This is a genomic window from Pseudomonas glycinae (assembly GCF_001594225.2).
GTDB classification, from domain to species: Bacteria; Pseudomonadota; Gammaproteobacteria; order Pseudomonadales; family Pseudomonadaceae; genus Aquipseudomonas; species Aquipseudomonas glycinae.
The window spans coordinates 1,321,766-1,346,465 of the sequence record NZ_CP014205.2 but is presented as its reverse complement, the minus strand read 5'-3'; the positions used below and the strand labels follow the sequence as shown (position 1 = coordinate 1,346,465).

Annotated in this window: 18 protein-coding genes; 10 read left to right on the top strand and 8 right to left on the bottom strand. The window is 63.0% G+C overall.

Annotated features, from left to right (window positions below; all coding sequences use genetic code 11):
• Nucleotides 1-73: 73 nt before the first annotated feature.
• From AWU82_RS06085 to AWU82_RS06075, 3 genes are all read right to left on the bottom strand, one after another.
• A complete protein-coding gene (locus AWU82_RS06085) occupies nucleotides 74-2,707 on the bottom strand; it encodes an excinuclease ABC subunit UvrA (protein WP_064381277.1) in 2,634 nt (877 codons plus the stop codon).
• 28 nt (nucleotides 2,708-2,735) lie between these two features.
• Nucleotides 2,736-4,847, bottom strand: a complete 2,112-nt coding sequence (locus tag AWU82_RS06080; protein WP_064381275.1) for a hybrid sensor histidine kinase/response regulator — start codon at nucleotides 4,845-4,847, stop codon at nucleotides 2,736-2,738.
• Between the two features lie 132 nt (nucleotides 4,848-4,979).
• Nucleotides 4,980-5,669, bottom strand: coding sequence for a GntR family transcriptional regulator (locus AWU82_RS06075; protein ID WP_064381273.1), 690 nt, complete (start codon nucleotides 5,667-5,669; stop codon nucleotides 4,980-4,982).
• Between the two features lie 140 nt (nucleotides 5,670-5,809).
• On the opposite strand from AWU82_RS06075, the gene AWU82_RS06070 reads away from it, so the two are divergent.
• The 7 genes from AWU82_RS06070 to AWU82_RS06040 all read left to right on the top strand — a co-directional run bounded on the left by AWU82_RS06070 (nucleotide 5,810) and on the right by AWU82_RS06040 (nucleotide 13,158).
• Nucleotides 5,810-6,895, top strand: coding sequence for an ABC transporter ATP-binding protein (locus AWU82_RS06070; RefSeq protein WP_064381271.1), 1,086 nt, complete (start codon nucleotides 5,810-5,812; stop codon nucleotides 6,893-6,895).
• A gap of 1 nt (nucleotide 6,896) precedes the next feature.
• Nucleotides 6,897-7,814, top strand: coding sequence for an ABC transporter permease (locus tag AWU82_RS06065; protein ID WP_064381269.1), 918 nt, complete (start codon nucleotides 6,897-6,899; stop codon nucleotides 7,812-7,814).
• Nucleotides 7,811-8,599, top strand: coding sequence for an ABC transporter permease (locus tag AWU82_RS06060; RefSeq protein ID WP_064381267.1), 789 nt, complete (start codon nucleotides 7,811-7,813; stop codon nucleotides 8,597-8,599). Before AWU82_RS06065 ends, AWU82_RS06060 begins: the two co-directional genes overlap by 4 nt.
• 15 nt (nucleotides 8,600-8,614) lie before the next feature.
• Entirely contained in the window at nucleotides 8,615-9,667 is a 1,053-nt protein-coding gene (locus AWU82_RS06055) for an extracellular solute-binding protein (RefSeq protein WP_064381265.1), read from the top strand.
• 139 nt (nucleotides 9,668-9,806) lie between these two features.
• Nucleotides 9,807-11,003: an amidohydrolase family protein gene (locus tag AWU82_RS06050; protein ID WP_064381263.1), complete on the top strand. Its 1,197-nt coding sequence runs from the start codon at nucleotides 9,807-9,809 to the stop codon at nucleotides 11,001-11,003.
• Nucleotides 11,000-12,487, top strand: coding sequence for an amidohydrolase family protein (locus tag AWU82_RS06045; protein WP_064381262.1), 1,488 nt, complete (start codon nucleotides 11,000-11,002; stop codon nucleotides 12,485-12,487). Before AWU82_RS06050 ends, AWU82_RS06045 begins: the two co-directional genes overlap by 4 nt.
• Nucleotides 12,488-12,498: 11 nt before the next feature.
• On the top strand, nucleotides 12,499-13,158 hold the full coding sequence (locus AWU82_RS06040) for a flavin reductase family protein (RefSeq protein ID WP_064381260.1): 660 nt from the start codon (nucleotides 12,499-12,501) through the stop codon (nucleotides 13,156-13,158).
• Nucleotides 13,159-13,354: 196 nt separating this feature from the next.
• On the opposite strand, the gene AWU82_RS06035 is transcribed toward AWU82_RS06040, so the two are convergent.
• The 5 genes from AWU82_RS06035 to AWU82_RS06015 all read right to left on the bottom strand — a co-directional run bounded on the left by AWU82_RS06035 (nucleotide 13,355) and on the right by AWU82_RS06015 (nucleotide 20,176).
• Complete coding sequence (locus AWU82_RS06035) at nucleotides 13,355-16,432, bottom strand: error-prone DNA polymerase (RefSeq protein WP_064381256.1); 3,078 nt, start codon at nucleotides 16,430-16,432, stop codon at nucleotides 13,355-13,357.
• The gene (locus tag AWU82_RS06030; protein ID WP_064381254.1) at nucleotides 16,429-17,844 is read right to left on the bottom strand and encodes a Y-family DNA polymerase; all 1,416 of its coding nucleotides are present in this window, start codon (nucleotides 17,842-17,844) and stop codon (nucleotides 16,429-16,431) included. The genes AWU82_RS06035 and AWU82_RS06030 overlap by 4 nt, the downstream gene beginning before the upstream one ends.
• Before the next feature lie 7 nt (nucleotides 17,845-17,851).
• Nucleotides 17,852-18,469 carry a translesion DNA synthesis-associated protein ImuA gene (imuA, locus tag AWU82_RS06025; protein ID WP_064381251.1) on the bottom strand — a complete coding sequence of 206 codons (618 nt, stop codon included), beginning with the start codon at nucleotides 18,467-18,469 and terminating at the stop codon, nucleotides 17,852-17,854.
• Entirely contained in the window at nucleotides 18,469-19,086 is a 618-nt protein-coding gene (lexA, locus tag AWU82_RS06020) for a transcriptional repressor LexA (RefSeq protein WP_064381249.1), read from the bottom strand. Before lexA ends, imuA begins: the two co-directional genes overlap by 1 nt.
• Before the next feature lie 172 nt (nucleotides 19,087-19,258).
• Entirely contained in the window at nucleotides 19,259-20,176 is a 918-nt protein-coding gene (locus AWU82_RS06015) for a LysR family transcriptional regulator (RefSeq protein WP_064381246.1), read from the bottom strand.
• A 103-nt stretch (nucleotides 20,177-20,279) separates the two neighbouring features.
• Here AWU82_RS06015 and AWU82_RS06010 point away from each other — a divergent pair, with 103 nt between their 5' ends.
• The 3 genes from AWU82_RS06010 to AWU82_RS06000 all read left to right on the top strand — a co-directional run bounded on the left by AWU82_RS06010 (nucleotide 20,280) and on the right by AWU82_RS06000 (nucleotide 24,695).
• Entirely contained in the window at nucleotides 20,280-22,034 is a 1,755-nt protein-coding gene (locus tag AWU82_RS06010; RefSeq protein ID WP_064381245.1) for an amidohydrolase, read from the top strand.
• 102 nt (nucleotides 22,035-22,136) lie between these two features.
• Nucleotides 22,137-22,874, top strand: a complete 738-nt coding sequence (locus AWU82_RS06005; RefSeq protein WP_064381243.1) for a TorF family putative porin — start codon at nucleotides 22,137-22,139, stop codon at nucleotides 22,872-22,874.
• Between the two features lie 162 nt (nucleotides 22,875-23,036).
• The gene (locus AWU82_RS06000; protein ID WP_064381240.1) at nucleotides 23,037-24,695 is read left to right on the top strand and encodes a phosphoethanolamine transferase; all 1,659 of its coding nucleotides are present in this window, start codon (nucleotides 23,037-23,039) and stop codon (nucleotides 24,693-24,695) included.
• The last annotated feature ends 5 nt before the right edge of the window (nucleotides 24,696-24,700 follow it).

Here is a 24,700-nt window from a genome sequence, read left to right as displayed (position 1 = left end):
ACACAAATTCGTGAACACCTCAGACTCTGTGGGAGCGGGCTTGCCCGCGATGAGGCCGGCCCATGCGACGCAGTCAGCGGCTCAAAGCCCTGGAGAGAAACGGCGCAGTCCGGCTCTTCTTGCTCGCCGCCACTTTCTGCGGCGTCCCGGCCACGACGATCCGGCCGCCCTGATCCCCCGCGCCCGGACCGATGTCGATTACCCAATCGCTCTGCGCCACCACGCGCATTTCATGCTCGACCACGATCACCGTGTGTCCTGCGCTCACCAGATTGTCCAGTTGCTCCAACAAGCGGTCGACGTCTCGCGGATGCAAACCGGTGGTAGGCTCGTCGAGCACGTACAACGTCGCGCCGCGCTGATTGCGTTGCAGCTCGGTGGCCAGTTTGATCCGCTGGGCTTCGCCGCCGGACAACTCGGTCGCCGGTTGCCCGAGGCGCAGGTAACCGAGGCCGATGTCGCGCAGCACTTCCAGTGAACGACGGATCGCCGGTTGCTCGGCAAATACCACCACCGCTTCATCCACGGTCAGTTGCAGCACCTGCGCAATGCTCAAGCCCTGCCAGAGGATGGCCAGCGTTTCGGGGTTGTATCGCGCGCCATGGCAGGTCGGGCACGGCGCATAAACGCTGGGCATGAACAGCAATTCGACGCTGACAAAGCCCTCGCCTTCGCAGGTCGGGCAGCGCCCCTTGGCGACGTTGAAGGAAAACTGCCCGGCGTCGTAGCCCGCCGCTTTCGCCTCGTCAGTCGCGGCGAACAACTTGCGCACGTTGTCGAACAGCCCGGTGTAGGTCGCCAGATTCGAACGCGGGGTGCGGCCGATGGGTTTCTGATCGACCTGAACCAGACGCTTGATCGACTCCAGCCCGGCGCTGACCTGGCCGGTGCTGGCAGACGGGGTATCGTCTTCCAGATTGAGCTCTTCCGGCTCGGCGTCACCGACGCTGCGCCCGAGCTGCGCGCCGACCAGTTCCAGCAGCGCCTGGCTGACCAGACTCGACTTGCCGGAACCGGAGACGCCGGTGACCGAGGTGAAACAGCCCAACGGAAACTCGGCGCTGAGGTTATTCAGGTTGTTACGCGTGACGCCGTCGAGCTTCAGCCAGCCCGAAGGTTTGCGCGCGGCGCGGGTCGGCCGTTGCTGTTCGGCGAACAGATAGGCGCGGGTCTGCGAGTGCTCGATCGCCGCCAGCCCCGGCGGCGGGCCGCTGTAGAGAATCTGCCCCCCCTTTTCGCCCGCCGCCGGGCCGACGTCGATCAGCCAGTCGGCCCGGCGCATGGTGTCCAGATCGTGCTCGACCACAAACACGCTGTTGCCGTCGGCCTTCAGACGCTGCAAGGCCTCGAACAGGGCCTCGCCGTCGGCCGGGTGCAGGCCGGCGGAAGGTTCGTCGAGCACGTAGATCACGCCGAACAATTGCGAGCCCAGTTGGGTGGCCAGTCGCAGGCGTTGCAATTCGCCGGACGACAGGGTCGGCGTGCTGCGTTCCAGGGCCAGATAACCGAGGCCCAGATCGGTCAGGGTGCTGACCCGTTCCAGCAGATCCTCGGCAATGCGCTGCGCGGCCAGGCGTTTTTCCAGCGACAGGTTCGGCGTATGGCGCACGTCCGGCGCGTTGGCGTGGCCGCTGGCGCCATGGGCCACGCGCTGCTGCCGGGCTTCGCGGGTCTGGCTGTGGGTCAGGGTTTCACCGGTTTCATCGGCGTGTTCCAGCCAGCTCGCGTCCGCGACCGGCCGCAAAACCTCGGCGACTTGCAACAGAGACATCCGCGACAACTCGCCGATGTCATGCCCGGCAAACGTTACCGACAGCGCCTCACGCTTGAGGCGCTTGCCATCGCACAACGGGCAGAGGCTGCCGATCATGAACTGCGACACGCGCTTCTTCATCAGCGCACTTTGCGAATGGGTGAAGGTATGCAGGATGTAGCGCCGGGCGCCAGTGAAGGTGCCTTGATAACTGGGCTCCATGTTGCGCTTGAGGGCGACGCGGGTTTCTTCCGGCGTCAGCCCGGCGTACACCGGAACGGTTGGTGTTTCCTCGGTGAAGAGGATCCAGTCACGCTGTTTTTTCGGCAGCTTGCGCCACGGGATATCGACATCGATACCCATGGTCACCAGGATGTCGCGCAGGTTCTGCCCCTGCCAGGCCAGCGGCCATGAGGCTACGGCGCGCTGGCGGATGGTCAGATTCGGATCCGGCACCATCAACGCCTCGGTGACCTCGTAGACCCGGCCCAGTCCATGGCATTGCGGGCACGCGCCCTGCGGCGTGTTCGGTGAAAAATCCTCGGCATACAGCATCGGCTGACCCGGTGGGTAGCTGCCGGCGCGCGAGTACAGCATGCGGATCAGGCTCGACAACGTGGTGACGCTGCCCACCGACGAACGCGTGCTCGGCGTGCCGCGCTGTTGCTGCAGGGCCACGGCCGGCGGCAGGCCTTCGATGGAATCGACGTCCGGCACGCCAACCTGATCGATCAGCCTTCGCGCATAGGGCGCCACCGATTCGAAATAGCGTCGCTGGGCTTCGGCATACAGCGTTGAAAACGCCAGCGACGACTTGCCCGACCCCGACACGCCGGTGAACACCACCAGTGCATCGCGAGGAATGTCGACGTCCACGTTCTTCAGATTGTGTTCACGGGCACCGCGCACGCGAACCATGCCGGCGGCAGAACTGGAATTGCGTCTGGAAGTCATCGGCCAGCCTTGGTCAGGGGATTGGAGCTCAGGTGCTGAGCACGGAACGGATCATCTGCAGCAATGCTTCGGGGCCATAGGGTTTGCCGAGCAAATGGGTGTCGGGACTGAGCTGGTGGTTGCGCGAGATGATGTCGCGGGTGTGGCCCGAGGTGAACAGCACGGCCACCGGCGGCATTTGCACCTTGGCCCACGCCGCCAGATCGGAGCTCTTGATCAGACCGGGCATGACCACGTCGGTGAAAATCAGGTCGACCCGAGCGCCTTCCATCAACATCTGCATGGCCGCGTCACCGTTGCCGGCCGTCAGCACGCGGTAGCCTTCTTCGCGCAACAGCTCGACCGCCGAGGTGCGCACCGCTTCGTTGTCCTCGACCACCAGGATCGTCTCGTGACCGCCCGCCTGCTGATAATTGACGCTCGGCGAGTCATCAAGCACGGGGCGCAGGCTGCGCGGGAAGTACAACTGCACCCGCGTGCCTTCGCCGATCCGACTGTCGATCTCGACATGACCGCCGCTCTGCTTGACGAAACCGAACACCATGCTCAAACCGAGACCGGTGCCCTGGCCGTCGGCCTTGGTGGTGAAGAACGGTTCGAACACCTGCTCGAGCATGTGCGGGGCAATGCCCACGCCGCTGTCACTGACCGAAACCCGGACGAAATCCCCCGGCACGATGCCTTTGCCCGAGCAGAACGCCCGATCCAGTGAGAGATTCGAGGCACCGAGCACAATCGTGCCCTCGCCCTTCATGGCATCCCGGGCATTGATCGCCAGATTGAGAATGGCGTTTTCCAGTTGATTGCGATCGACGTTGATGTGCCAAGGTTCGTCCGGCAGTTGTACGTCGATCTGAATGGTTTCGCCCAGCGCCCGTTGCAGCAACTCGCCCACACCGTCGAAGATTTGCCGGGGATTGCACACGGCCGGCGACAGCGGCTGACGCCGGGCAAACGCGAGCAGTTGCGAAGACAGCTTGGCGCCACGCTCCACCGCCGCCAGCGAAGCGCTGACCCGACGCTGGACGTTGGCATTGTCCGGTTCATGCCGCGCCAACAGGTGCAGGTTGCCGGCGATCACTTGCAGCAGGTTGTTGAAGTCGTGAGCCACGCCGCCGGTGAGGCCGCCGATGGATTCGAGTTTCTGCGACTGGCGCAATTGCTCTTCGGCGGCGAGGCGCGCCTCGACTTCATCCGCGACACGCTGTTCGAGGTTGCGGGTGAACTTGAGCAGTGACTCTTCAGCCGCCTTGCGCTCGTTAATGTCGATCAGCACACCGGGAAAACGGAACGGTCGGCCCTGCTCGTCGAATTCGCAAGCGCCACTGGCGAGCACCCACAGACAACTGCCATCGGCACGCACCACCCGGTACTCGGCGTTGTAGGGCTCGCCGGTGCGGACCGAATTCTCCACACACTCCTTTACCCAATTGCGATCGTCCGGGTGAATGTGCGCTTCGGCGATATGCTGCGGCAGATTGCTCAGGTCTTGATCAGGCGGATAGGAAAATGTCCGGGCGAAACGCTCGTCGGCCGACAGTACGTTGTTTCTGACGTCCCAGACAAAGGAGCCGAGCAGTGCCCCGGCATTCAATGCCAGTCGCACCCGCTCGTTATCGGCGCGATAAGCGTCTTCGGCGGCCTGACGCAAGCGTTCGGACAGCACCAGTTCAGTGGTTTCCACCACCATCGCCATGACGCCCGAAGGCACACCGGCATCGTTGGCCACCGGGCTGTAATACAAATCGAGCCAGACATCCTCGGGTACGCCGTCGCGCAGCAACACCAGGACCTTGTTGCGATATTCCAGGGTGCCGCCGGCCAGACAGGTGTCGACCACATGCCGGTTGAAATCGGCCACCTCCGGCCAGCCCAGTTCCACCGGCGATCCGAGCAGGTAGGGATGTCGTCCGCCGGCGAATCGTGAGTAAGCGTCGTTGTAGATCATGTAGCCGGCATGGCCCCAGAGCATGACCATCGGCAGCGGCGATGCCAGCATCAATTGCACTGTGCTGCACAGGCTGGCCGGCCAGGTTTCGAGCGGGCCCAGATCGGTCCTGCTCCAGTCGAACGCACGGATTCGCCCGGCCATCTCGCCTTGCCAGCCGTCACACCCATGGCTATCGGATAAAAACTGCATCAGCTGCTTCAACGCCTTGTGGTTGATCCGGATCTATCGCTGCGCGATCAAACGTCGCGCCCGTCTGTTTCGAGCGCATCGGGCAACGATGGTTTCATTAGAGGTATAGCCGATTTCACCCCGGCTCGACGTTCAGACTTCGATCAGATGTTTGAGCGGATGGTAGCCGGTCTTGAGCTTCGCAGCGACGTCGAGAATCGCCTTCTGGATGCCGTCCAGGTGTATGCAGGTCAGCTCGATGGCGGCGCTCTGATTGCCAGCCTCGATGTACTCGATCAGGCGCAGGTGTTCGTCGTCGCGACAGGCTTCGTGGCTGTCGTCATCCAGCGCCGCGGCGTACAGCGAGGCGCGGGAAATCAACTTCTGGAACCAGTCGAGCAGCACCGGGTTATTCAGGCTGCGGGCGAGCTTGATGTGGAACTCGCCCAGCAGGTGGATCAGTCGCTCGTGGTCGCCGGCTTCGTGGGCTTCGTCCTCGAGCAGCAAATGATCGCGCAAGTCCTGCATCACCGCAGAGTCCTTGCGCCGGCACAGTTCGGTGACGATACCGATCTCGACCAGACGCCGGGTTTCGAACAGCGACCGGATTTCCTCATCGCTGGGCAGCGACACCGACGCACCTTTATTGGGCTCGGTGGTGACCAGTCCGTCGGCCTCCAATTGCTTGAGCGCCGCGCGAACCGACGTGCGGCTGACATTGAACAATTCTGCCAGCGACGCCTCGCCCAGCTTCATCCCTGGACGCAGCGAACGTTTGCTGATCGCCTCGTAAACCCCTTGGTAGACGCGGTCGACCGTGGTTTCCGGTTTTTTCTCGGTCATCTGAAAACTCCTTCAATGCTGGCAGCGCTGCCCGACGAGCGACTCAGTCAGGGAAATGGGGGGTTGCGCCAGCAGATTAATCCGGGTATTTCTAAATTGCATTCAGATATTGCATACAATAATTAGAGGATTGCACCATTATGGGTCAACCAATAGCCATTGAAGTGCGTAACGTATCCAAGCGGTATTCTGATGACCCTGGCCTCGCGCCTGCCCTCGACAACGTGTCGGTGAACATCGCCGACAACGAATTCTTCACCCTCCTCGGCCCCTCGGGCTGCGGCAAGACCACCCTGCTGCGCACCATCGCCGGTTTCGAACACGTCAGCGACGGCGAGATCCGTCTGGCAGGCGAAACGGTCAATCACCTGCCGCCGTTCAAGCGTCGGGTCAACACGGTGTTCCAGAGTTACGCGCTGTTTCCGCACATGAGTGTCGCGCAGAATATCGCCTTCGGCCTCGAGATGCAGGGTCTTGATCGCAAGGCGATTCCCGGACGGGTCGACGAAATGCTCGCGCTGGTGCAGATGGAGCACCTGGCCGGGCGCAAACCGGCGCAATTATCCGGCGGCCAGCAGCAGCGCGTGGCTCTGGCCCGGGCCCTGGCGCCGAAGCCCAAAGTGCTGTTGCTCGACGAGCCGCTGTCGGCGCTGGACCTGAAGCTGCGCAAGGAAATGCAGGTCGAACTCAAGCGCGTGCAGCAGGAAGCCGGCATTACCTTCATCTTCGTCACCCACGATCAGGAAGAGGCGCTGACCCTGTCCGACCGGATCGCGGTGATGTCCGCCGGCAAGATCCTGCAGATCGGCACCCCGACCGACATCTATGAACGCCCGCAGCACCGCTTCGTCGCCCAGTTCATCGGCGACATCAATTTCCTTCCCGGCCAACTCAAACGCGGCGAACACAACGAAAACATCTTCGTACCCAACGGCATGCCGGTGGAAATCCCCTGCCCGCCCCAAGGCGTCAATGGCAGCAGCGTGCAGCTGGCATTCCGGCCCGAGCGCTCGCAACTGGTTGCAGCGGATCAGCCGCATCATCTGCGCGGTGTGATCGAAGCGGTGCTGTATGTCGGCACCGCGACGCTGTACCAGTGCCGCTTGAACAACGACATCAAAGTCATGCTGCGGGAAAACAACGAAGGCCTGAACCGTGGTCGCGTCGTCGGCGAAAGCGTGTCAGTGCACCTGCCGCCCCAGGCCTGCCTGTTGATGGAGGCCTGAGATGAGCGTCAGCAGCACTTCCCCCTCCCTCAACCGCGCGCTGTTGCTCAGCCCGGTGGTGTTGACCCTGCTCGCCCTGATCGCCATTCCGCTGGGGATCATGGGTTACATCAGCCTGCTGCCGCGCAACACCTACGGTGGTGTCGACTGGCAGGCTCAATGGCAACTGCAGAGTTATGTGCAGCTGTTTTTCCAGGAAGGTTTTGACGGCGAACTGGAGCTGAACTGGGTCTACGCCCAGGCGCTGTTGCGCTCGGTGTTCCAGGCCGGTGGCACCACGGTGTTGTGCTTTCTGTTCGGCTTTCCGGTGGCGCTGTGGATGTCGAGCCTGACCCCGCGCCGACGCAATCTGATGGTGTTGCTCATCACCATTCCGTTCTGGACCAACCTGCTGATCCGCAACTACGCGTGGCTGATCATCCTGCGCGAACAGGGCTGGGTCGCCCAGAGCCTCAACGCGCTGTTCCCGAGTGCCGGCGGCATCACCCTGCTCTACAACGACTTCGCCGTCAGCGTCGGTCTGGTCTACAGCTTCCTGCCGTTCATGATTTTGCCGATCTACTCGACCCTGGAAAAACTCGACTGGCGTCTGGTGGAAGCCGCCTATGACCTGGGCGCCAACCGCTGGCATGCGCTGCGCCGGATCATCCTGCCGCTGTCGATGCCTGGCGTGATTGCCGGCGCGTTGCTGGTGTTCGTGCCGAGCCTCGGCGCCTTCATCACCCCGGCGATCCTCGGCGGCGGCAAGACCCTGATGATCGGCAACCTGATCCAGCAGCAATTCGGCACCGCGCGCAACTGGCCGCTGGGCAGTTCGCTGTCGTTCCTGTTGCTGGGGATTCTGCTGTTGTCCCTGGTGCTCTACGCCCTCTACAGCCGTAGCACGGCGAAAACCCTGAACCGGGGAGCGAAAGCATGATCTCTCTGCACCTGAAAAAACTCCCCGCAACCCGGGAAATCAGCCTGCTGATCTTCGCCTACCTGTACGTGCCGATCCTGGTGTTGATCGCCTACAGCTTCAACGCCAACCGCTCGGCGACGGTGTGGACCGAGTTCTCGTTCGCCTGGTACGGGCGGATCCTGGCCAATCCATCGATCCAGACCGCAGCGCTGAATTCGATCATCGTCGCGACCATCGCCACAGTCTGCGCCACGACGATTGCACTGCTCGCAGCCCTGGCGACTTACCGGCCGTTCTACGGACAGAAAATGGTCGAGGGCGGGATCAACCTGCCGCTGATTCTGCCGGAGATCGTCACCGCCGTGGCCACCCTGCTGCTGTTCATGGCGCTGGGGATCAAGCTTGGGCTGATGACGGTGATCGTCGCGCACATCGGCTTCTGCATTCCGTTCGCCTACCTGCCGATCCGCGCACGGCTCAACGATCTGGACAAGAGCCTGCTGGAGGCCGCCAACGACCTGTACGCCAATCCGTGGCAGGTGTTTCGCCGCGTGACCCTGCCGCTGCTGTGGCCGGCGGTGTTGTCCGGTTCGGTGCTGGCGTTCGTGGTCAGCCTCGACGATTTCATCATGACCTTCTTCGTCGCCGGGCCCGGTTCGACCACGTTGCCGGTGTACATCTTCTCGGCGATCAAGGCCGGGGTAACGCCCGAGATCAACGCGATTTCGACCCTGATGCTGGTGATTTCCATCGTGCTGGTGGTGCTGGCCTTCTGGCTCGGCCAACGCGGCAAACAACAATAAACCTGGAGCGCGCTCATGAAAGTGAAAAACATGCGTCTGGCAGTATCCGGTCTGGCCCTGAGTTGTTTCATCGCGTTCGGCGCCCACGCCGCCGAGCCCAAGGAATTGTTTTTCTACAACTGGACTGATTACTACCCGGTGGACCTGCTGGCCAAGTTCGAAAAGGAGACCGGGATCAAGGTCACCATGGACGGCTATGACAGCAACGAAACCCTGCTCGCCAAGTTGCAGGCCGGCGGCGCCGCGTATGACGTGATCGTGCCGTCGCAGTCGATCATGCAGACGCTGATCAAGCAGGACCTGCTGCTGGAAATCGACGCGCCGACCCTGAACAACTTCCAGTACGTCAAAGGCCCGTTCCGCGACCCAAGCTTCGACCCGGGCCGCAAGTTTTCGGCGCCGTACCTGTGGGGCACCACCGGGTTTTCCTATGACAGCGCACGGGTACCGGGCGGCAAGCTCGATGATTCGTGGAAAGAATTCTTCGAGCCGCGCAAGGAACTGCAAGGCCAGCTCGCCGCCCTCGATACCTCCAGCAGCGTGATCAACGCCGCCAGTCATTACCTGAATGTCGACGAATGCACGGAAAACCCGCAGGACGCCAAACGCATCCTCGAACTGCTGCAAAAACAGAAACCGTTTTTGAAGATGTACAGCTCCGACAACACCGTCGACCGCATGGCCTCGGGCGAAGTGATCATGATGCAGAACTGGAACGGCTCGACGGCCCGCGCCACGTTGCAGAAGAGCACCATCAAGTACGTGTACCCGAAAGAAGGCTTGGCAATGTTCCAGGACAACTTCGCCGTACCGAAAAGCGCGCCGCACCCAGGCAACGCGAAGATTTTCATCGACTGGATGATGAAACCGGAAAACGCGGCGGCCGTGTCCAACGCGATTGCCTATGCCAACGGGATTCAGAGCGATCAGTTGCTGGATGCGAAATGGAAGGTCATGGACGCGATCAACATGCCCGAGGAATACGCCTCGCGGCTGCGGCCGGAGAAGGAATGCAGCAACAAGGCGCGGGAGCTGCAGGATCGGATCTGGTCGAAGCTCAAGGGTTGATCACCTGACTCAAGACCGAGTTGCGGCCATCGTTGGCAAGCCAACTCTCACACTGGATCTGTGAGCGACACCAATCCCTGTGGGAGCTGGCTTGCCAGCGATGAGGCCCGCCCAGACAACCTAGAAACAGAGGTATGAAATGTCCCACCCCCGCTGGCTCAGAAACATCCGCCCCTACGGCGCCCCCGCCGAAGACCTGCTGATCGAAAACGGCAAGTTCACCCAACGCCGCCCGGCCTCCGATGCTCCACTGGCCGCCACCGACATCGACGGCCAGAACCAGCTCCTGACCGCGCCGCTGGTGGAAAGCCACGTCCACCTCGACAAGACCCTGTACGGCCAGCCCTGGCGCCCGAACAGCGCCGGCCCGACGCTCAAGGACTACATCAGCAACGAGCGCCGCGTCCTGCGTGAAGTCAAGGCGCCGATCGCCGAACGCGCCGGCGCCCTGCTGGAAAACTGCATCGCCCGGGGTTCTTTGACGATGCGTTGCCACGTCGACATCGACCCGGAATTCGGCCTGCGCCACGTCGAGGCCATGCAACACCTGCGCGAAACCTACAGCGACCTGATCGACCTGCAACTGGTGGTATTCCCGCAAACCGGCCTGATCAGCCGACCCGGCACCGCCGAACTGATGCGCGAAGCCATGGCCTTGAGCGTGGAGAATGTCGGCGGCCTCGACCCCTGCGGCATCGACAACGACCCGATCGCGCAACTGGATTTCGTGTTCAAACTGGCCCGCGAATTCCAGCGCGGCGTCGATATTCACCTGCACGACAAAGGTGAACTGGGCCTGTGGCAGATCGCCCGGATCGCCGATTACACCGAGCGTTTCAACCTGCAGAACCGGGTGATGATCAGCCACGCCTATTGCCTCGGCATGCTGCCGTGGAGTCAGGTCAAACCGGTCGCCGAACGCCTCGCGGCGCTGGGGATTTCGCTGATGAGTTCGGCACCGGCCGACTGCGCGGTGCCGCCATTTCTGGCGCTGCGCGAGGCAGGCGTCAACGTCTGCCTCGGTTCCGACGGCATTCGTGACGCGTGGTCGCCGATGGGTAATGGCGACATGCTGGAACGGGCGATGCTGCTGGCGTTCCGTTTTGACCTGGGCAAGGACGATGAACTGGCGGCGGCGTTCGACGCGGCGACCGTGAACGGTGCCCGCGCATTGGGTGTTGAAGAGTATGGTTTTGGAATCGGCCGGCCGGCAGACTTTCTGCTGATGCCGGTCGAAACCCTTGGTGAAGCGGTAGTCGCGCGGCCAGTGCGTCAGGTCTATCGCGGCGGCGAACTGATCGCCAGCGGCGGTCGTCTGCTGGGCAGCCGTCTGTGAAACGGATCGGCCTGAAGGCCGGTTGCGTGGTCGGTTTCGACGGCACGCAACATGTGCTGTGGCGCGATGGTGAAGTGGTGTTCGCCGGTTCACGGATCGAGTTTGTCGGGCGCGGATACCAAGGGCCGGTGGATCAATGGATCGACTACGGCAATGCGCTGATCGGTCCCGGTTTCATCGACCTCGACGCCCTCGGCGATCTCGATTCCACGGTGCTGACCCTGGATAACGGCGACGAGCGCGCCATGGGCCGGATGTGGTCGGCGGAGTATCTGGCCGCCGGCCCGCACGAGTCGTTCAGCCCGGAAGAAGAGGTCTTCAAATACCGCTACGCCTTCACCCAGTTGATCCGCAACGGCATCACCACAGCGATGCCGATCACCTCGATGTACTACCGCGAATGGGCGGAGACCTACGACGAGTTCGCGGCGGTCGCCGACGTGGCCGGCGAACTGGGACTGCGCACCTATCTCGGCCCCTGCTACATGAGCGGCATGAGTTACTGGCGCGCCGACGGCACCCTCGCCCATCACTGGGATGAGGCTCGGGGCCTGGCGGGGCTGGACGCGGCCGAACGGTTTTTCAAGGATTTCGATGGCGCCCACGCCGGGTTGATTCGCGGTGCGCTGCTGCCGGATCGCATCCAGACCTGCACCCCGGCGCTGCTTCAGCGTACGTCCGCCTTGAGCCGCGAACTGAACGCACCGATGCGTCTGCATTGCTGTCAGGCGCCCGGCGAAGCAGCGATGGTCGAACAGTTGCGCGGCACCACGCCGCTGGGCTGGTTGCAGCGGTTGGATTTGCTCAACCCGCGCAGCCTGTTGCCCCACGGCATTTACACCTCGGGAGATGACGACTTGCAACGGGTCATCGACGGCGGCGCCAGTCTGGTGCACTGCCCGCTGGTGTTCGCCCGTGATGGCGAGGCGCTGAATTCGTTCGGCCGCTATCGGGCCAAAGGCATCAACTTTGCCCTCGGCACCGACACCTGGCCGGCGGATTTGCTGGCCAACATGCGCCACGGTTTGAACATCGCCCGGCTCATGGAAGGTGGTCCATCGCTGACCAGCAGCCTCGACCTGTACAACGCCGCGACCCTCGGCGGCGCCAAGGCATTGGGCCGTGATGACCTCGGTCGCCTGGCACCCGGCGCCAAGGCTGATATCACCGTGTTCAGCCTGCGCGGCCTGCACCTGGGCCCGCTGTTCGATCCACTGAAAAACCTGCTGCTGGCCGGGCGCGGCGACGACTGCATCGCCAGTTACATCGACGGTCGCTGCGTGATGCACGACGGTCAGGTCATCGGCGTCGACTACCCCACTCTGCAACGTCAGGCCCAGCGCCAATACGAAAAACTGATGCGCAGCCACAGCGACCGGACCTTTGGCCGACCGGACTGGAAAACCCTGTTCCAGCCGGCCATTGCGTTCGCCGACGACTACAGCGCCGAGGCGCCGTTGAGCGCCATCGATCCACTTCTTTAGAGAACACTGCCATGCACAGCTTCGATTTCAGCCAACTGAGCCCACGGGAAAAGTACAAGATTCTGATCGGCAGCGTGGTGCCGCGCCCGATTGCGCTGGTCACCACCATCGACGGCGAAGGCCGGGTCAATGCCGCGCCGTTCAGTTTTTTCAATGCGCTGTCGGCGGACCCGCCCATTCTCGCGCTCGGCGTGGAGAACTACGGCGACCAGAGCCCGAAGGACACCACGCGCAATATCCAGATGAATCAGGAGTTCACCGTCAACATCGTCAGTGACGCCTTGGTGGAGGCCATGAACGTCTGCGCCGTGCCGTTCGCGCCGGGCTTCGATGAGTTGACCGCAGCAGGGCTGACGGCGATTCCCGGCACTTCGGTCAAATGCCCGCGAATCGGCGAAGCACCCGTGGCGCTGGAATGTCGACGGATGATGGCGCTGAACATCGGCCAGTCGCGGGAGATCATTTTTGGCGAGGTGTTGATGGCGCATGTGCGCGACGAGTTGATCGATCCGAAAACCCTGTACATCGATCAATTGGGGCTGGATGCGATCGGGCGCATGGGCGGGCATGGTTATGCACGGACCCGGGACTACTTCGACCTGCCGACCCGCTCGTTGCAAGCGTGGACGGAGGCACCGGGGGGTGGCGAGCGGTTTTGGCCACAGCGCTGAAAGCTATTACTCGTTCCCACGCTCCGTGTGCTGCTCGTGCTGATCGTTCCCACGCTCCGCGTGCTGCTCGTGCTGATCGTTCCCACGCTCCGCGTGGGAATGCATACCGTGACGCTCTGCGTCACAGTGGACGCGGAGCGTCCATGGCGGCATTCCCACGCAGAGCGTGGGAACGATCAACGATCAGTTCGGGTTGTCAGTGGAAGTCGCGGCTCTGTACGCGGATGCCGTTGAGCAGCGGAGTCAGATCGCTCAGGCGTCCGGCAATCAGGTGCCGCACCTCGCCTTCACGCTCCCAGCGGCCATCGACCTTGAGCAATTGCGAGCCCACCAGCACCTGCCGCTGACGCTCGGCCAGATCGCGCCAGACCACCACGTTGACGTTGCCGAACTCGTCTTCCAGGGTCACGAAGGTCACGCCACTGGCAGTGCCCGGCCGCTGACGCCCGGTCACCAGCCCCGCCACGCTGACCGGCCGGCCGTGTTCGACCTCCAGCAACTCCCGGGAACTGCGACAGCGCCGCGCCCGCAACTCGTTGCGCAACAGCGTCAGCGGGTGCGGCCCCAGCGTGGTACCAAGGGTGGCGTAGTCGGTGAACAGGTCTTCGCTGACACTCGGCGTCGGCAGTAACACATCCGGCTCTTCCTGACTCGGTAACCCGGCAAACAGCCCGAGCTGTTTCTGCACCCCAGCCACTTCCCAGCGTGCCCGATGGCGGTGACCAGCCAGGCCGCGCAACGCCCCGGCATCAGCCAGCAGCGCCTGGGCGCGACTGTCGAGCCCGGCCCGCTCACCCAGATCGGCGACATCGGCAAACGCCCCCCTCGCCCGAGCCTTTTCAATGCTCCGGGCATCCTCCTCGCGAAAGCCCTTGATCATCCGCAGGCCCATGCGGATGGCCGGTTGCTCGCCGGCAATCGGCTCCAGGCTGCAATCCCAGTCACTGGCGCGTACATCCACCGGGCGGATCTGCAAATGATGCCGGCGCGCATCCTGAAGAATCTGATCCGGACTGTAGAAACCCATCGGCCAGCTGTTGATCAGCGCACAGGCGAACGCCGCCGGTTCGTGGCACTTGAGCCAGCAACTGGCATAGGTCAGCAAGGCAAAACTGGCAGCGTGGGACTCGGGGAAACCATAACTGCCGAAGCCCTTGATCTGCTCGAAGATCTGCGCGGCGAATTCCGGGCTGTAGCCGTTTTTCTTCATGCCGGCGGCCAGTCGTTCCTTGTGCGGTTCCAGCCCGCCGTGGCGTTTCCACGCGGCCATGGAGCGGCGCAACTGGTCAGCTTCGCCGGGGCTATAGTCGGCGGCAACGATGGCGATCTGCATCACCTGTTCCTGAAACAGCGGCACACCGAGGGTGCGCTTGAGCACCACTTCCAGCTCCGGTGACGGATAGGTTTCCTCTTCCTCCTGATTCCGACGGCGCAGGTACGGATGAACCATCCCGCCCTGGATCGGCCCCGGCCGGACGATGGCCACCTCGATCACCAGGTCGTAGAAGGTTTGCGGGCGCAGGCGCGGCAGCATCGACATCTGCGCCCGGGACTCGATCTGGAACACGCCGATGGTGTCGGCGCGGCTGATCATGTCGTAGGTCGGGCGATCCTCAGGCGGGATGGTGGCCAGGCTCAGGTCCTGATGGCGATGACGGCGCAGCAGGTCGAAACAGCGGCGGATCGCGCTGAGCATGCCGAGGGCGAGGATATCCACCTTGAGCAACCCGACGGCGTCGAGATCGTCCTTGTCCCACTGGATGATCGTGCGATCAGCCATGGCGGCGTTCTCCACCGGCACCAGCGTGTCCAGCGGTTGCTCGGATATCACGAAACCACCGGGGTGCTGCGACAGGTGCCGGGGGAAGCCGATCAGTTGCCCGGTCAGGCTCAGCACCCGGTGCAGCAGCGGACTTTCGGGGTCGAAACCGCCCTCGCGCAGGCGCTCCACGGGTGGCGTTTCATCGCTCCAGTGACCGCAGCAGTCGGCCAGCGCATTGATCTGGTCCGGCGGCAGCCCCAGCGCCTTGGCCACATCGCGGATCGCACCGGAGGCGTGGTAGGTGCTGACCACCGCCGTCAGCGCGGCACGACGGCGACCATAACGACGAAACACGTATTGCAGGACTTCTTCCCGGCGCTCGTGCTCGAAATCCACGTCGATGTCCGGCGGTTCGTTGCGCTCCCTCGACATGAAACGCTCGAACAGCAGAGTGGTGCGGTCCGGGTCGATCTCGGTGATGCCCAAAGCGAAACACACCGCCGAGTTGGCCGCCGAGCCCCGGCCCTGACAGAGGATTTTCTGCTCCCGGGCGAAGCGCACCACGTCGTGCACGGTGAGGAAGTAGCTTTCGTAGCCGAGTTCGGCGATCAGCTCCAGCTCATCGTCGATCTGCTTGAGCACCTTGGGTTGTGCGCCTTGCGGCCAGCGCCAGGCGATGCCTTGTTCGGTCAGGTGGCGCAGCCAGGAACTGGCGCTGTGTTCCTCGGGCACCAGCTCTTTGGGGTATTGATAACGCAACTCGCCCAGATCGAAGGTGCAGCGCCGGGCCAGCTTTAGCGATTCGTTCAGCAAGGTCTGTGGATACAGCTCGCGCAATACATCGAGGCTGCGCAAATGCCGCTCGCCGTTGGGGTGCAGGCGCAATCCGGCTTCGGCCACCGGGACGTGGTGACGGATCGCGGTCATGGTGTCCTGCAAGGCCCGTCGGCCACGGGCGTGCATGTGCACATCGCCGCTGGCCACGGCTGGAATCTGCAGTTCATCCGCCAGACTCAGCAGTGCGGCCAGCCGCTGCTGATCGTTCTGCCCACGATGCAACTGCACCGCCAGCCACAGTCGTTCGCCGAAGGTCTGCTTCAGCCAGCGACCCTCTTCCACGTCATCGACCGCATCCGGCACCCACAGCACCAGCAATCCCGGCAACGGTTCGCTGAAGTCCTCGCGCAGTATTTGATACTGACCTTTCCGGGTACGCCGCCGAGCCTGGGTGATCAAGCCGCACAACGCCTGATAACCCTCGATGCTCTCCACCAGCAACACCAGTTTCGGGCCGTTCTCGATACGGATTTCGCTGCCGATGATCAGCGGCAGCTCCACGGATTTAGCCGCCTGCCAGGCACGGACGATCCCGGCCAGGGTGCATTCATCGGTGATCGCCAGCGCCTGATAGCCGTGCTTTTTCGCGCGCTGAAACAGTTCCAGCGCACTGGACGCGCCGCGCTGGAAACTGAAATTCGACAGGCAGTGCAGCTCGGCATAACCCTGGTTCATGCGAACCAGCCCTGCAGCCACAACGGGCCGACCTCACCCACTGCCCGGTACGCCCAGCCTTGCTGGCCGGCGCGGTTCTGGATCAGGTAATAGTCGCGGCGCACGTCGTCACCGTCCCACCAGCCGGACTCGATGCGCTCCGGGCCCATGAGAATGCGCGCCGAACCTTCCGGCACGGACTGCGGCTCGCCCAGCAACCAGCCCGGACGCTGCACGCCCGGCAATGCGGGGCAACGTTGTTTGTCGTCGGCGTTCTGCCACGCGCACTCCGGGCGATGGTCGGCCTGAAAGCGCAGGCCCTGTACCGCTTCATCCCCCAGCCGTGCGCGCAGGCGTTCGCGCAATTGCTCCCAGGGCAAGGTCTGCTGCGGACGGTCGTCGAACAGTTCCTGAAACTGCGGCACGAAACTCGGCAGGTCCTCGGCGCGCAGACGAAAACCGCGCACCGGGGCTTCGACCTGCACCTGCTCCAATCGACCACGGGCCAGTTCAAAGAGCATCGCCGGATCGCGTTCGGCGCTGAGCAGGCCGACCTTGATCAGCGTGTCCGGCAACCCCGCATGTTCCAGGTGCAGATCGAAGCGCTGCACGCCGCTGTCGCGCCCGCACAAAAAAGCCGCCAGATCGGACGTCAGGCGGCGCAAGGGGAACAGCAGCGCCTGATGGGACTGCACGTCGAAATTGAGTTCGATGCGCACGTCGAAGCGATCCGGCGGCAGGTAGAACGCCAGCGCCAGCGGCCGTGCACCGAACAGCGTGTCCAGGTGCTTGAGCATCGGTGCCTCGAAACGTCGGGCCAGGGCCTGACGCGGCAGGTTCTGCACCTGATGGAGGTTACGCAGGCCCATGCGCGACAGCGCCGTGGCCACGCTCGGTTCAAGGCCGATGCGGTCGACCGCCAATTGCCCGAGATGATGACGCAGGGCTTCACCGTCGGGCACCACCAATCCGTCGTAGGCGTTGGCCAACACCCGCGCCGCCACCGGATTGGGCGCGGCGACGATGCGATGACGAAAACCCAGCTCGGTCAGCTCCGTGCGCAAGCGTGCCTCGAACTGCGCCCAGGAACCGAACAGACCGAGGCTCGATTCGATCTCGAACACCACGGTGCGCGGGTAATGCACGCTGACCTGGGCGCTGAAGCGATAGGCCCAGGCGGCGAGAAACTGCTGCCAGTGCTCGACCTCGGCCGAATCGTAATCGACAGTGGCGAACCCTTTGCTCATGGCCTGCGCGGCGGTCATCGACTGCCCCGGACGCAAGCCCAGGGCCCGCGCCGCCGGGTTGACCGCTTGCAGCACCCGGCGCTGGGCCGGGCCGCTGAGCAGCGCCAACGGCTGCTCGGGATCGGGCCGCTGACGCAGCACGGCGTCGAGGGCCAATTGCGGAAACAGAATGCAAACCCAGCGCATGGCGACCTCAATGCCCCACGGTGAAGGCAATCGGTGCGCTGCGCGCCAGACCGCCCCGGCACTTGAGCACGCGCAACTGCGCCGGCCGCGCATCGATGGCAATGCGCAACGCGGCCGGCGACGGGTTGACCGCTTCGCTCAAGGGGCGCCACGCGAACGCCAGGGTCTGGCCGGTTTCCGCCGCCACCTGCAAACGGCGCAAGGCGCGGTCATCGGCCTTGTGCGGCCAGCACAGCACCGCGCCGCAACTGCCCGAGCGCAGGCATTGTTCCGCCGCCCACAAGGCATCGCGTTCGCTGGCCCGGATCACCGACAACTGACGCAGATCGACCCCGGCATTGGCCCAGGCCTGCGGGTACGGCACAAACGGCGGCGCCACCAGCACAATGCGCTCCCCCGCCGCCGACAGCCGCGCCAGGGTCGGCCACACCAGTTGCAGTTCACCGACACCGGGCCCGGCCAGCAGGATTTCGCTCAGTGCCGCTTCCGGCCAGCCGCCACTGGGCAACGCTGCGTCCAGCGCCGCGTGCCCGGTGGGTTGCGGGCTGGCGGCCGGTGGCGCAGGCCGGCCCTTCCAGACCTGGCCGCCATTGAACAGCGTATCCAGCGCAACGACGGCACCCATCAGCCTTGCCTCACCAGACCGCAGAACACCCCTTCGATGGCCAGATCCTGATCGGCCCGCACCACAATCGGCTGATACGCCGGGTTGCGCGGCAACAGGCGAACCTCATCGCCGACCCGCTCGAAGCGTTTGATGGTGACCTCGCCGTCGAGCCGCGCCACCACGATCTGGCCGTTGAGCGCTTCGGGGTTGCGTCGCACGCCGACCAGGTCGCCGTCGAGAATGCCGTCCTCGATCATCGAATCGCCCTGCACCCGCAGCATGTAGTCGGGCGTGCGGGAGAACAGCGCGGGATCGAGCATCAGCCGATTGTGCAGGTCGGCATCGGCACCGATGGGCGCACCGGCGGCCACCCGGCCGAGCACCGGGACTTCGAGCAATTCCGGTCGCGCCGGTTGCCCGAGCAGGCGAATGCCCCGGGCCTGATGCGGGTTGACCTCGATAAACCCGGCTTCGGTGAGCGCCAGCACATGCTTGCGCGCCACGCTGCGGGAGGCAAAACCAAAAGCCTCGCTGATTTCAGCGAGGCTTGGGGGCTGACCGTGTTCGGCGATGCGTTCGCGGATAAAGGTCAGGATGGCGGTACGGCGGGGAGTCAGAGTCGTCATGGAGTACATTTGTACTCCTGTGGGATTTTCCTGACAAGCACCGCCAGTCAGCTCAAACCCTGTAACTGATCGTTCCCACGCTCTGCGTGGGAATGCCTCTAGGGACGCTCCGCGTCCAGTGACGCGGAGCGTCACGGGCTGCATTCCCACGCGGAGCGTGGGAACGATCAGAAGCTCGGAGTCAGTTCAAACCGCGTTCGGCGAGAAAGCCTGCGATGTAGTCGATAAACGCCACAACCTTGGCCGTAGCCCGCCGATGACTCGGGTACACCGCCAGAATGTGCGGGCCAAAGCTGTCCGGGTCGATCTCGTAATCCGCCATGACCCGCACCAGTCGCCCGTCGGCGATGTACGGCGCAGCGCTCCACAATGGTGTATGCAGCAAGCCGCGCCCGGCCAGGGCACTGGCCAACAGCAGGTCGTAATTGTCGCTGCGCAACAGCGGCGCTGCCGGTTGCGCCAGGCTCAGGCGCTGGCCGTCGCGCTCGGCCCACCAGAATTCGCGACTGAGCAACGGATGCCGGTACAGCAGCCATTCATGCTGATCGAGGGTTTGCGGCGTGACCGGCAAGCCCTTGCGCGCCAGGTATTCGGGGCTGCCGCACAGCGCCAGGCGATTGCTGCCGACCACTCGCGCGATCAACCCCGGCAAATCATCGTGCCCTTCGCGCAGTGCCAGGTCGTAACCGCTTTCCAGCAGATTGACGAATTCGTCGCACAAATCCACTTGCAGGCTGATCTGCGGGTATTGCTGCAAAAAGCCGTCACACACCTGATCGAGAAACGCTCGCCCGTAAGCCAGCGGTGCGGTGATTTTCAGGCTGCCACGCAGACCGTGCTGCAACTGCTCGATTTCCTCGCTGGCCTCGTCCAGCCGTTGCAGCACTTGGCGTGCGGTTTCCAGATACAGCCGACCGATTTCGGTCAGCAGAATCCGCCGCGTGCTGCGCTCGAACAGCCGCGCCCCAAGTTCAGATTCCAGATGATTGACCGCTTTGGTCAGGGCCGACGGGGTCTTGCCCAGTTGCTCGGCGGCGCGGCTGAAACTGCCGAGCTGCGCGGTGACCACGAACATTTTCAATGCACCCAACTTGTCCATGCTTTTTCCATTCAGGCAAAAACGTTTTTCGTGAGGGAGGCGTTCTGTCGGGCGTTGGCAGCCACTAATCTGGCCATCAGACGCAATAACAAGGAAATGTTCAATGAAAAGATTCATCCCGCTTTTCACAAAAAATCTGCTGATCGCCGCTATGAGTTTTGCCTCGATGGAAGCCATGGCCGCCACCGATCTGGTGCTGTTCAATGGCAATATTTTCACCGCCGACCGCGCTCAAGCGAAGGTTCAGGCGCTGGCCGTGGAGAACGGCAAGGTGCTGAAAGTCGGCAGCGATGCGCAGATCAAGGCCTTGATCGAACCCGGCACCCAGGTCATCGACCTGAAAGGTCAGGCGTTGATGCCCGGCCTGATCGACAGCCATTCCCACGCGATTTTCGGCGGACTGGAAATGGTCTCGGCCAATATGGAAGACGACGTAGTCAGTCTGGATGAACTGGAAAAACGCCTGCGCGGCTGGCGTGACGACGGCAAGGCCCGGCATGGCGATGTGTTGAGCGTGGCCGGCATGAGTTCGGCGTATTGGGCCAAGGCTGAAGCGCTGGGCAAAATCTTCAACCACGGCGAATGGACCGACGTGCCGGTGGTGTTCACCGGCAGCGATCACCACACCGCATGGGCCAACAATGTGATGCTCAAACGTGCGGGTATCGACGCCGCGCTGCTGAAAACCCTGCCGGACGCAGAAAAAGACACCATCGGCAAACTGCCCAACGGTGAACCGGACGGCTTTGTGGTCGACGCCGGTTGGGATCGGGTGGCCTCGAAAATGCCAGTGCCGAGCCCGGCCGACATGCTCAAGGCAGCGCAATCGGCGGTGCGTTTCAACAACAGCCTCGGTATCACCGCGTGGATGGACCCCGCCGCCAACGCCGCGCCGGGCGAGCCGGTGTTCGCCCTCAAGCCCACCGAGAAAACCGTCGGCGTGCTGCCGGCCTACAAGGCCCTGTCGGAAAGCGGCGGCATGACTGCCCACGTCGCCGCGCTGCTGGTGGCCAACCCGAAAAGCGTTCCGGCCGATCTCGACACCCTCGACAAGGTTCGCCGGCAGTTTCAGGGCATCCCCAACCTGACGCTGCCGGGGATCAAGATCTTCGCTGACGGCGTGATCGAATACCCGGCCCAGAGCGCGGCGATGATCGATCCCTACAGCAACTCGCACAAACAGGGTGAGTTGCTGATCGACCCGCAGCACTTCGGCGAACTGGTCAGTGCCATCGATCAGCGCAGCTGGCTGGTGCACATCCACGCCATCGGCGACCGCGCGGTGCGCGAATCGCTGAACGGCATCGCCCAGGCGCGCAAGGACCGGCAGAGCGGCGTAACGCACTCGATCACCCACCTGCAAATGGTCAACCCGAAGGAGTTCGCCCGCTTCAAGCCGCTGAACGTGATTGCCTCGATGCAACTGCTGTGGGCCAGCGCCGACGACTACACCACCGACATGATCAAGCCTTACGTCAGCGCCCTCGCCTTTCGCTATCAATACCCGGCGCATTCGCTGCTCAAACAAGGCGCGACGATTGCCGGCGCCAGCGACTGGCCGGTGTCCTCGCCGAACCCGTGGAACGCCATGGCCCAGGCCATCACCCGCACCGGGCCGCTGGGCGTGCTCAACGCCGACGAACGCCTGGACCGCGAAACCATGTTCTACGCCTACACCGCCAACGCCGCGCGGACCATCGGCCTGGAGCAACAGATCGGCTCGCTGAGCCCCGGCAAACAGGCCGATTTCATCGTGCTCGATCGCGATGTATTCAGCGTCGACGACAAGGCCCTGCATGACACTCAGGTCCTGCAAACCTGGTTCGCCGGCCGCCAGGTCTACGCCCCTACCCTCTAATAACAATCGCCGTACCCGCTGCCCGACCCCGCGCCCGTCGCCGGGGTCCGGCGCAGCCTTGCCCGCTTCCTGCCCATAACAACCACAACAACGGGACTTCACATGAAAGCCTTGCCCCTGCTCGCCCTCACTTCCTTGAGCCTGCTGCCTTTGAGCAGCCACTCAATCCCCCTGAACGATGATTTCGCGGTGCTGGTCGACCTGACCCTGGCCAGCGACTACCGCACCCGCGGCATCTCCCAGACCCAGAACGACCCGGCCGTGCAGGCCGGTCTGACCCTGGCCCACAGCAGCGGCCTGTACCTTGGCGCCTGGAGTTCGAACGTCGATTTCGGTGGCGGCCTGAAAACCCGTCAGGAAGTCGATTACTACGCCGGTTGGCTGTGGCAGGCGACCGAGGCCGTGAGCCTGGATCTGGGCTACATCAAATACGCGTATCCCAAGGAGAGCCAGTTCAACCAGAGCGAGGTGTATTCGACTCTCAGCGCCTACGGCGTGAAACTCGCGGCCTATTACTCCAGTGACGCGCCGGGCATCGACAGCAAACAGAGTTCGCTCTACAGCTACATCGGCTATGAAACCGAATTGCCGTTCGATTCCGGGCTGAAGCTGCGCTACGGCAACATGGACTTCAAGGATCCGCATATGTATTCGGCGTCCGGCCATAGCGAAGAGTCCTACCGGGAGTGGGAAGTCAAACTGACCCACAACCTGGCCGGCGTGGTGCTCGGCCTGAGCTACATCGACACCGACCTTTCGCAGAGCCAGTGTCTGAGCAGTTGGGGCTTCAAGGACGTGTGCACGGCGACGGTCGTCGCCAGCGTCAGCAAATCCTTCTGAACCGCCGCAGTTGTCCGTGGGAGCCGGCCTGCTGGCGCCCACGTTTTTTTTGCACTTACCGTGATTTTGTTACCGGATGTTTACGGAATTTTTACCAATGCTCTTCTACAGTTACGCGCGTAACCGTATGGGTTTTCGACTGACGTAGAGGAAAGTATCGAAATGGCTTTGGGCAAAGGACTGCGTTTACCGTCCATCACTCCAACCCGCCTGGTGCTGCTGTTTTCCCTGGCACTGGTGGCGCTGTACAACCTGGCGACCTGGAAAGCACTGGGAACGCTGATCACCTTGCAAGGCGCACAGAAACTGGCGTTTTTCGCGTCTTTCGGGCTGTTTCTCTGGGCAGCGATCACCCTGCTGCTGACGCTGGTCTCGTTTCGCTGGACGCTGAAACCGGCGTTGACTCTGGTGGCCCTGCTCTCGGCCTGCGCGGCGTACTTCATGAACGAGTACGGGATCACCATCGACACGGTGATGATCCAGAACGTGTTCGAAACCAATCCCGGGGAAGCAACCGCGCTGTTCAGCGGCAAACTGCTGGCTTACGTGCTGTTGCTCGGTGTGTTGCCGGCCGTGTTGATCTGGCGCTGGCCGGTGGTGTATCGGCCGTTCTTTCGGGGCTTGCTGAACAAGGTGCTGGTGATCGTCGCCTGTGTGTTGGTAATCGGCGCTTCGGTGGGCGCGTTCTATTCGACCTACGCGCCGATCTTTCGCGAGGAAGACAAGCTCACCCACTTCATCAACCCGACCAACTACATCTACGCGATCAGCAAATACACCAAGCAACGGCTGGGGATCAAAAAGCATTTTGTGGTGCAGGCCATCGGCGAAGACGCGGTGATGAGCGCCAAGGCGGCCTCCCGCGAGAAGAAATCGCTGATGGTGTTCGTGGTCGGCGAAACCGCTCGGGCCGATCATTTCTCGCTTAACGGTTATGAACGCGAAACCAACCCCGAGCTGAGCAAACTCGACATCCTCAATTTCACCCAAGTGCATTCCTGCGGCACTTCGACGGCGGTGTCGGTGCCGTGCATGTTCTCGATGTTCCCCCGCGAGGACTACAGCGACAAGAAAGGCAAAACCTACGAAGGCCTGCTGGACATCCTGCAACGGGCCGGCGTGCAGGTGCTGTGGCTGGACAACAACAGCGACTGCAAGGGCACCTGCCTGCGGGTGCCGAACCGCGACATCGCGAAGAATCAGCCGGGACCGTTCTGCGACGGCAACAATTGCCTCGACGAAGCGCTGCTGGCCGACCTGCAAGGCTACATCGACAGCCTCAAGGGCAACGCGATCATCGTCCTGCACGCCGACGGCAGCCACGGCCCGGAATACTACGAGCGCTACCCCAAGGACATGGAGCGCTTCAAACCGATCTGCCACACCAATCAGTTAGGCAGTTGCAGCCGTGACGAACTGGTCAACGTCTACGACAACACGATCCTCTACACCGACCATTTCCTGGCCAAGGTGATCGAGCTGCTCAAGCGCAATCAGGACCATCTCGATACGTCGATGCTGTATGTGTCCGACCATGGCGAATCGCTTGGCGAGAACGGCCTGTACCTGCACGCCGCGCCCTATGCGCTGGCGCCGGAAGCGCAGACCCATGTGCCGATGGTGATGTGGTTCGGCAACAACACCCTGGCGCAACTGGGCATCGACCGTGGCTGCCTGCAAGGCAAAAGCAGCCAGCCGGATCTGAGCCATGACAACCTGTTCCATTCGGTGCTCGGGTTGTTCGAAGTCAGGACGTCGCTGTATCAGCCGGGGCTGGATATTTTCCATGGCTGTCGGCCGGCGATGACGGCGGGACAGTGATCCCC

Excerpts from the sequence above, each read along its gene's own strand:
- AWU82_RS06085 (WP_064381277.1), bottom strand. The coding sequence starts at position 2,707 with ATGACTTCCAGACGCAATTCCAGTTCTGCCGCCGGCATGGTTCGCGTG.
- AWU82_RS06080 (WP_064381275.1), bottom strand. The coding sequence starts at position 4,847 with ATGCAGTTTTTATCCGATAGCCATGGGTGTGACGGCTGGCAAGGCGAG.
- AWU82_RS06075 (WP_064381273.1), bottom strand. The coding sequence starts at position 5,669 with ATGACCGAGAAAAAACCGGAAACCACGGTCGACCGCGTCTACCAAGGG.
- AWU82_RS06070 (WP_064381271.1), top strand. The coding sequence starts at position 5,810 with ATGGGTCAACCAATAGCCATTGAAGTGCGTAACGTATCCAAGCGGTAT.
- AWU82_RS06065 (WP_064381269.1), top strand. The coding sequence starts at position 6,897 with ATGAGCGTCAGCAGCACTTCCCCCTCCCTCAACCGCGCGCTGTTGCTC.
- AWU82_RS06060 (WP_064381267.1), top strand. The coding sequence starts at position 7,811 with ATGATCTCTCTGCACCTGAAAAAACTCCCCGCAACCCGGGAAATCAGC.
- AWU82_RS06055 (WP_064381265.1), top strand. The coding sequence starts at position 8,615 with ATGAAAGTGAAAAACATGCGTCTGGCAGTATCCGGTCTGGCCCTGAGT.
- AWU82_RS06050 (WP_064381263.1), top strand. The coding sequence starts at position 9,807 with ATGTCCCACCCCCGCTGGCTCAGAAACATCCGCCCCTACGGCGCCCCC.
- AWU82_RS06040 (WP_064381260.1), top strand. The coding sequence starts at position 12,499 with ATGCACAGCTTCGATTTCAGCCAACTGAGCCCACGGGAAAAGTACAAG.
- AWU82_RS06035 (WP_064381256.1), bottom strand. The coding sequence starts at position 16,432 with ATGAACCAGGGTTATGCCGAGCTGCACTGCCTGTCGAATTTCAGTTTC.
- AWU82_RS06030 (WP_064381254.1), bottom strand. The coding sequence starts at position 17,844 with ATGCGCTGGGTTTGCATTCTGTTTCCGCAATTGGCCCTCGACGCCGTG.
- imuA (WP_064381251.1), bottom strand. The coding sequence starts at position 18,469 with ATGGGTGCCGTCGTTGCGCTGGATACGCTGTTCAATGGCGGCCAGGTC.
- lexA (WP_064381249.1), bottom strand. The coding sequence starts at position 19,086 with ATGTACTCCATGACGACTCTGACTCCCCGCCGTACCGCCATCCTGACC.
- AWU82_RS06015 (WP_064381246.1), bottom strand. The coding sequence starts at position 20,176 with ATGGACAAGTTGGGTGCATTGAAAATGTTCGTGGTCACCGCGCAGCTC.
- AWU82_RS06010 (WP_064381245.1), top strand. The coding sequence starts at position 20,280 with ATGAAAAGATTCATCCCGCTTTTCACAAAAAATCTGCTGATCGCCGCT.
- AWU82_RS06005 (WP_064381243.1), top strand. The coding sequence starts at position 22,137 with ATGAAAGCCTTGCCCCTGCTCGCCCTCACTTCCTTGAGCCTGCTGCCT.
- AWU82_RS06000 (WP_064381240.1), top strand. The coding sequence starts at position 23,037 with ATGGCTTTGGGCAAAGGACTGCGTTTACCGTCCATCACTCCAACCCGC.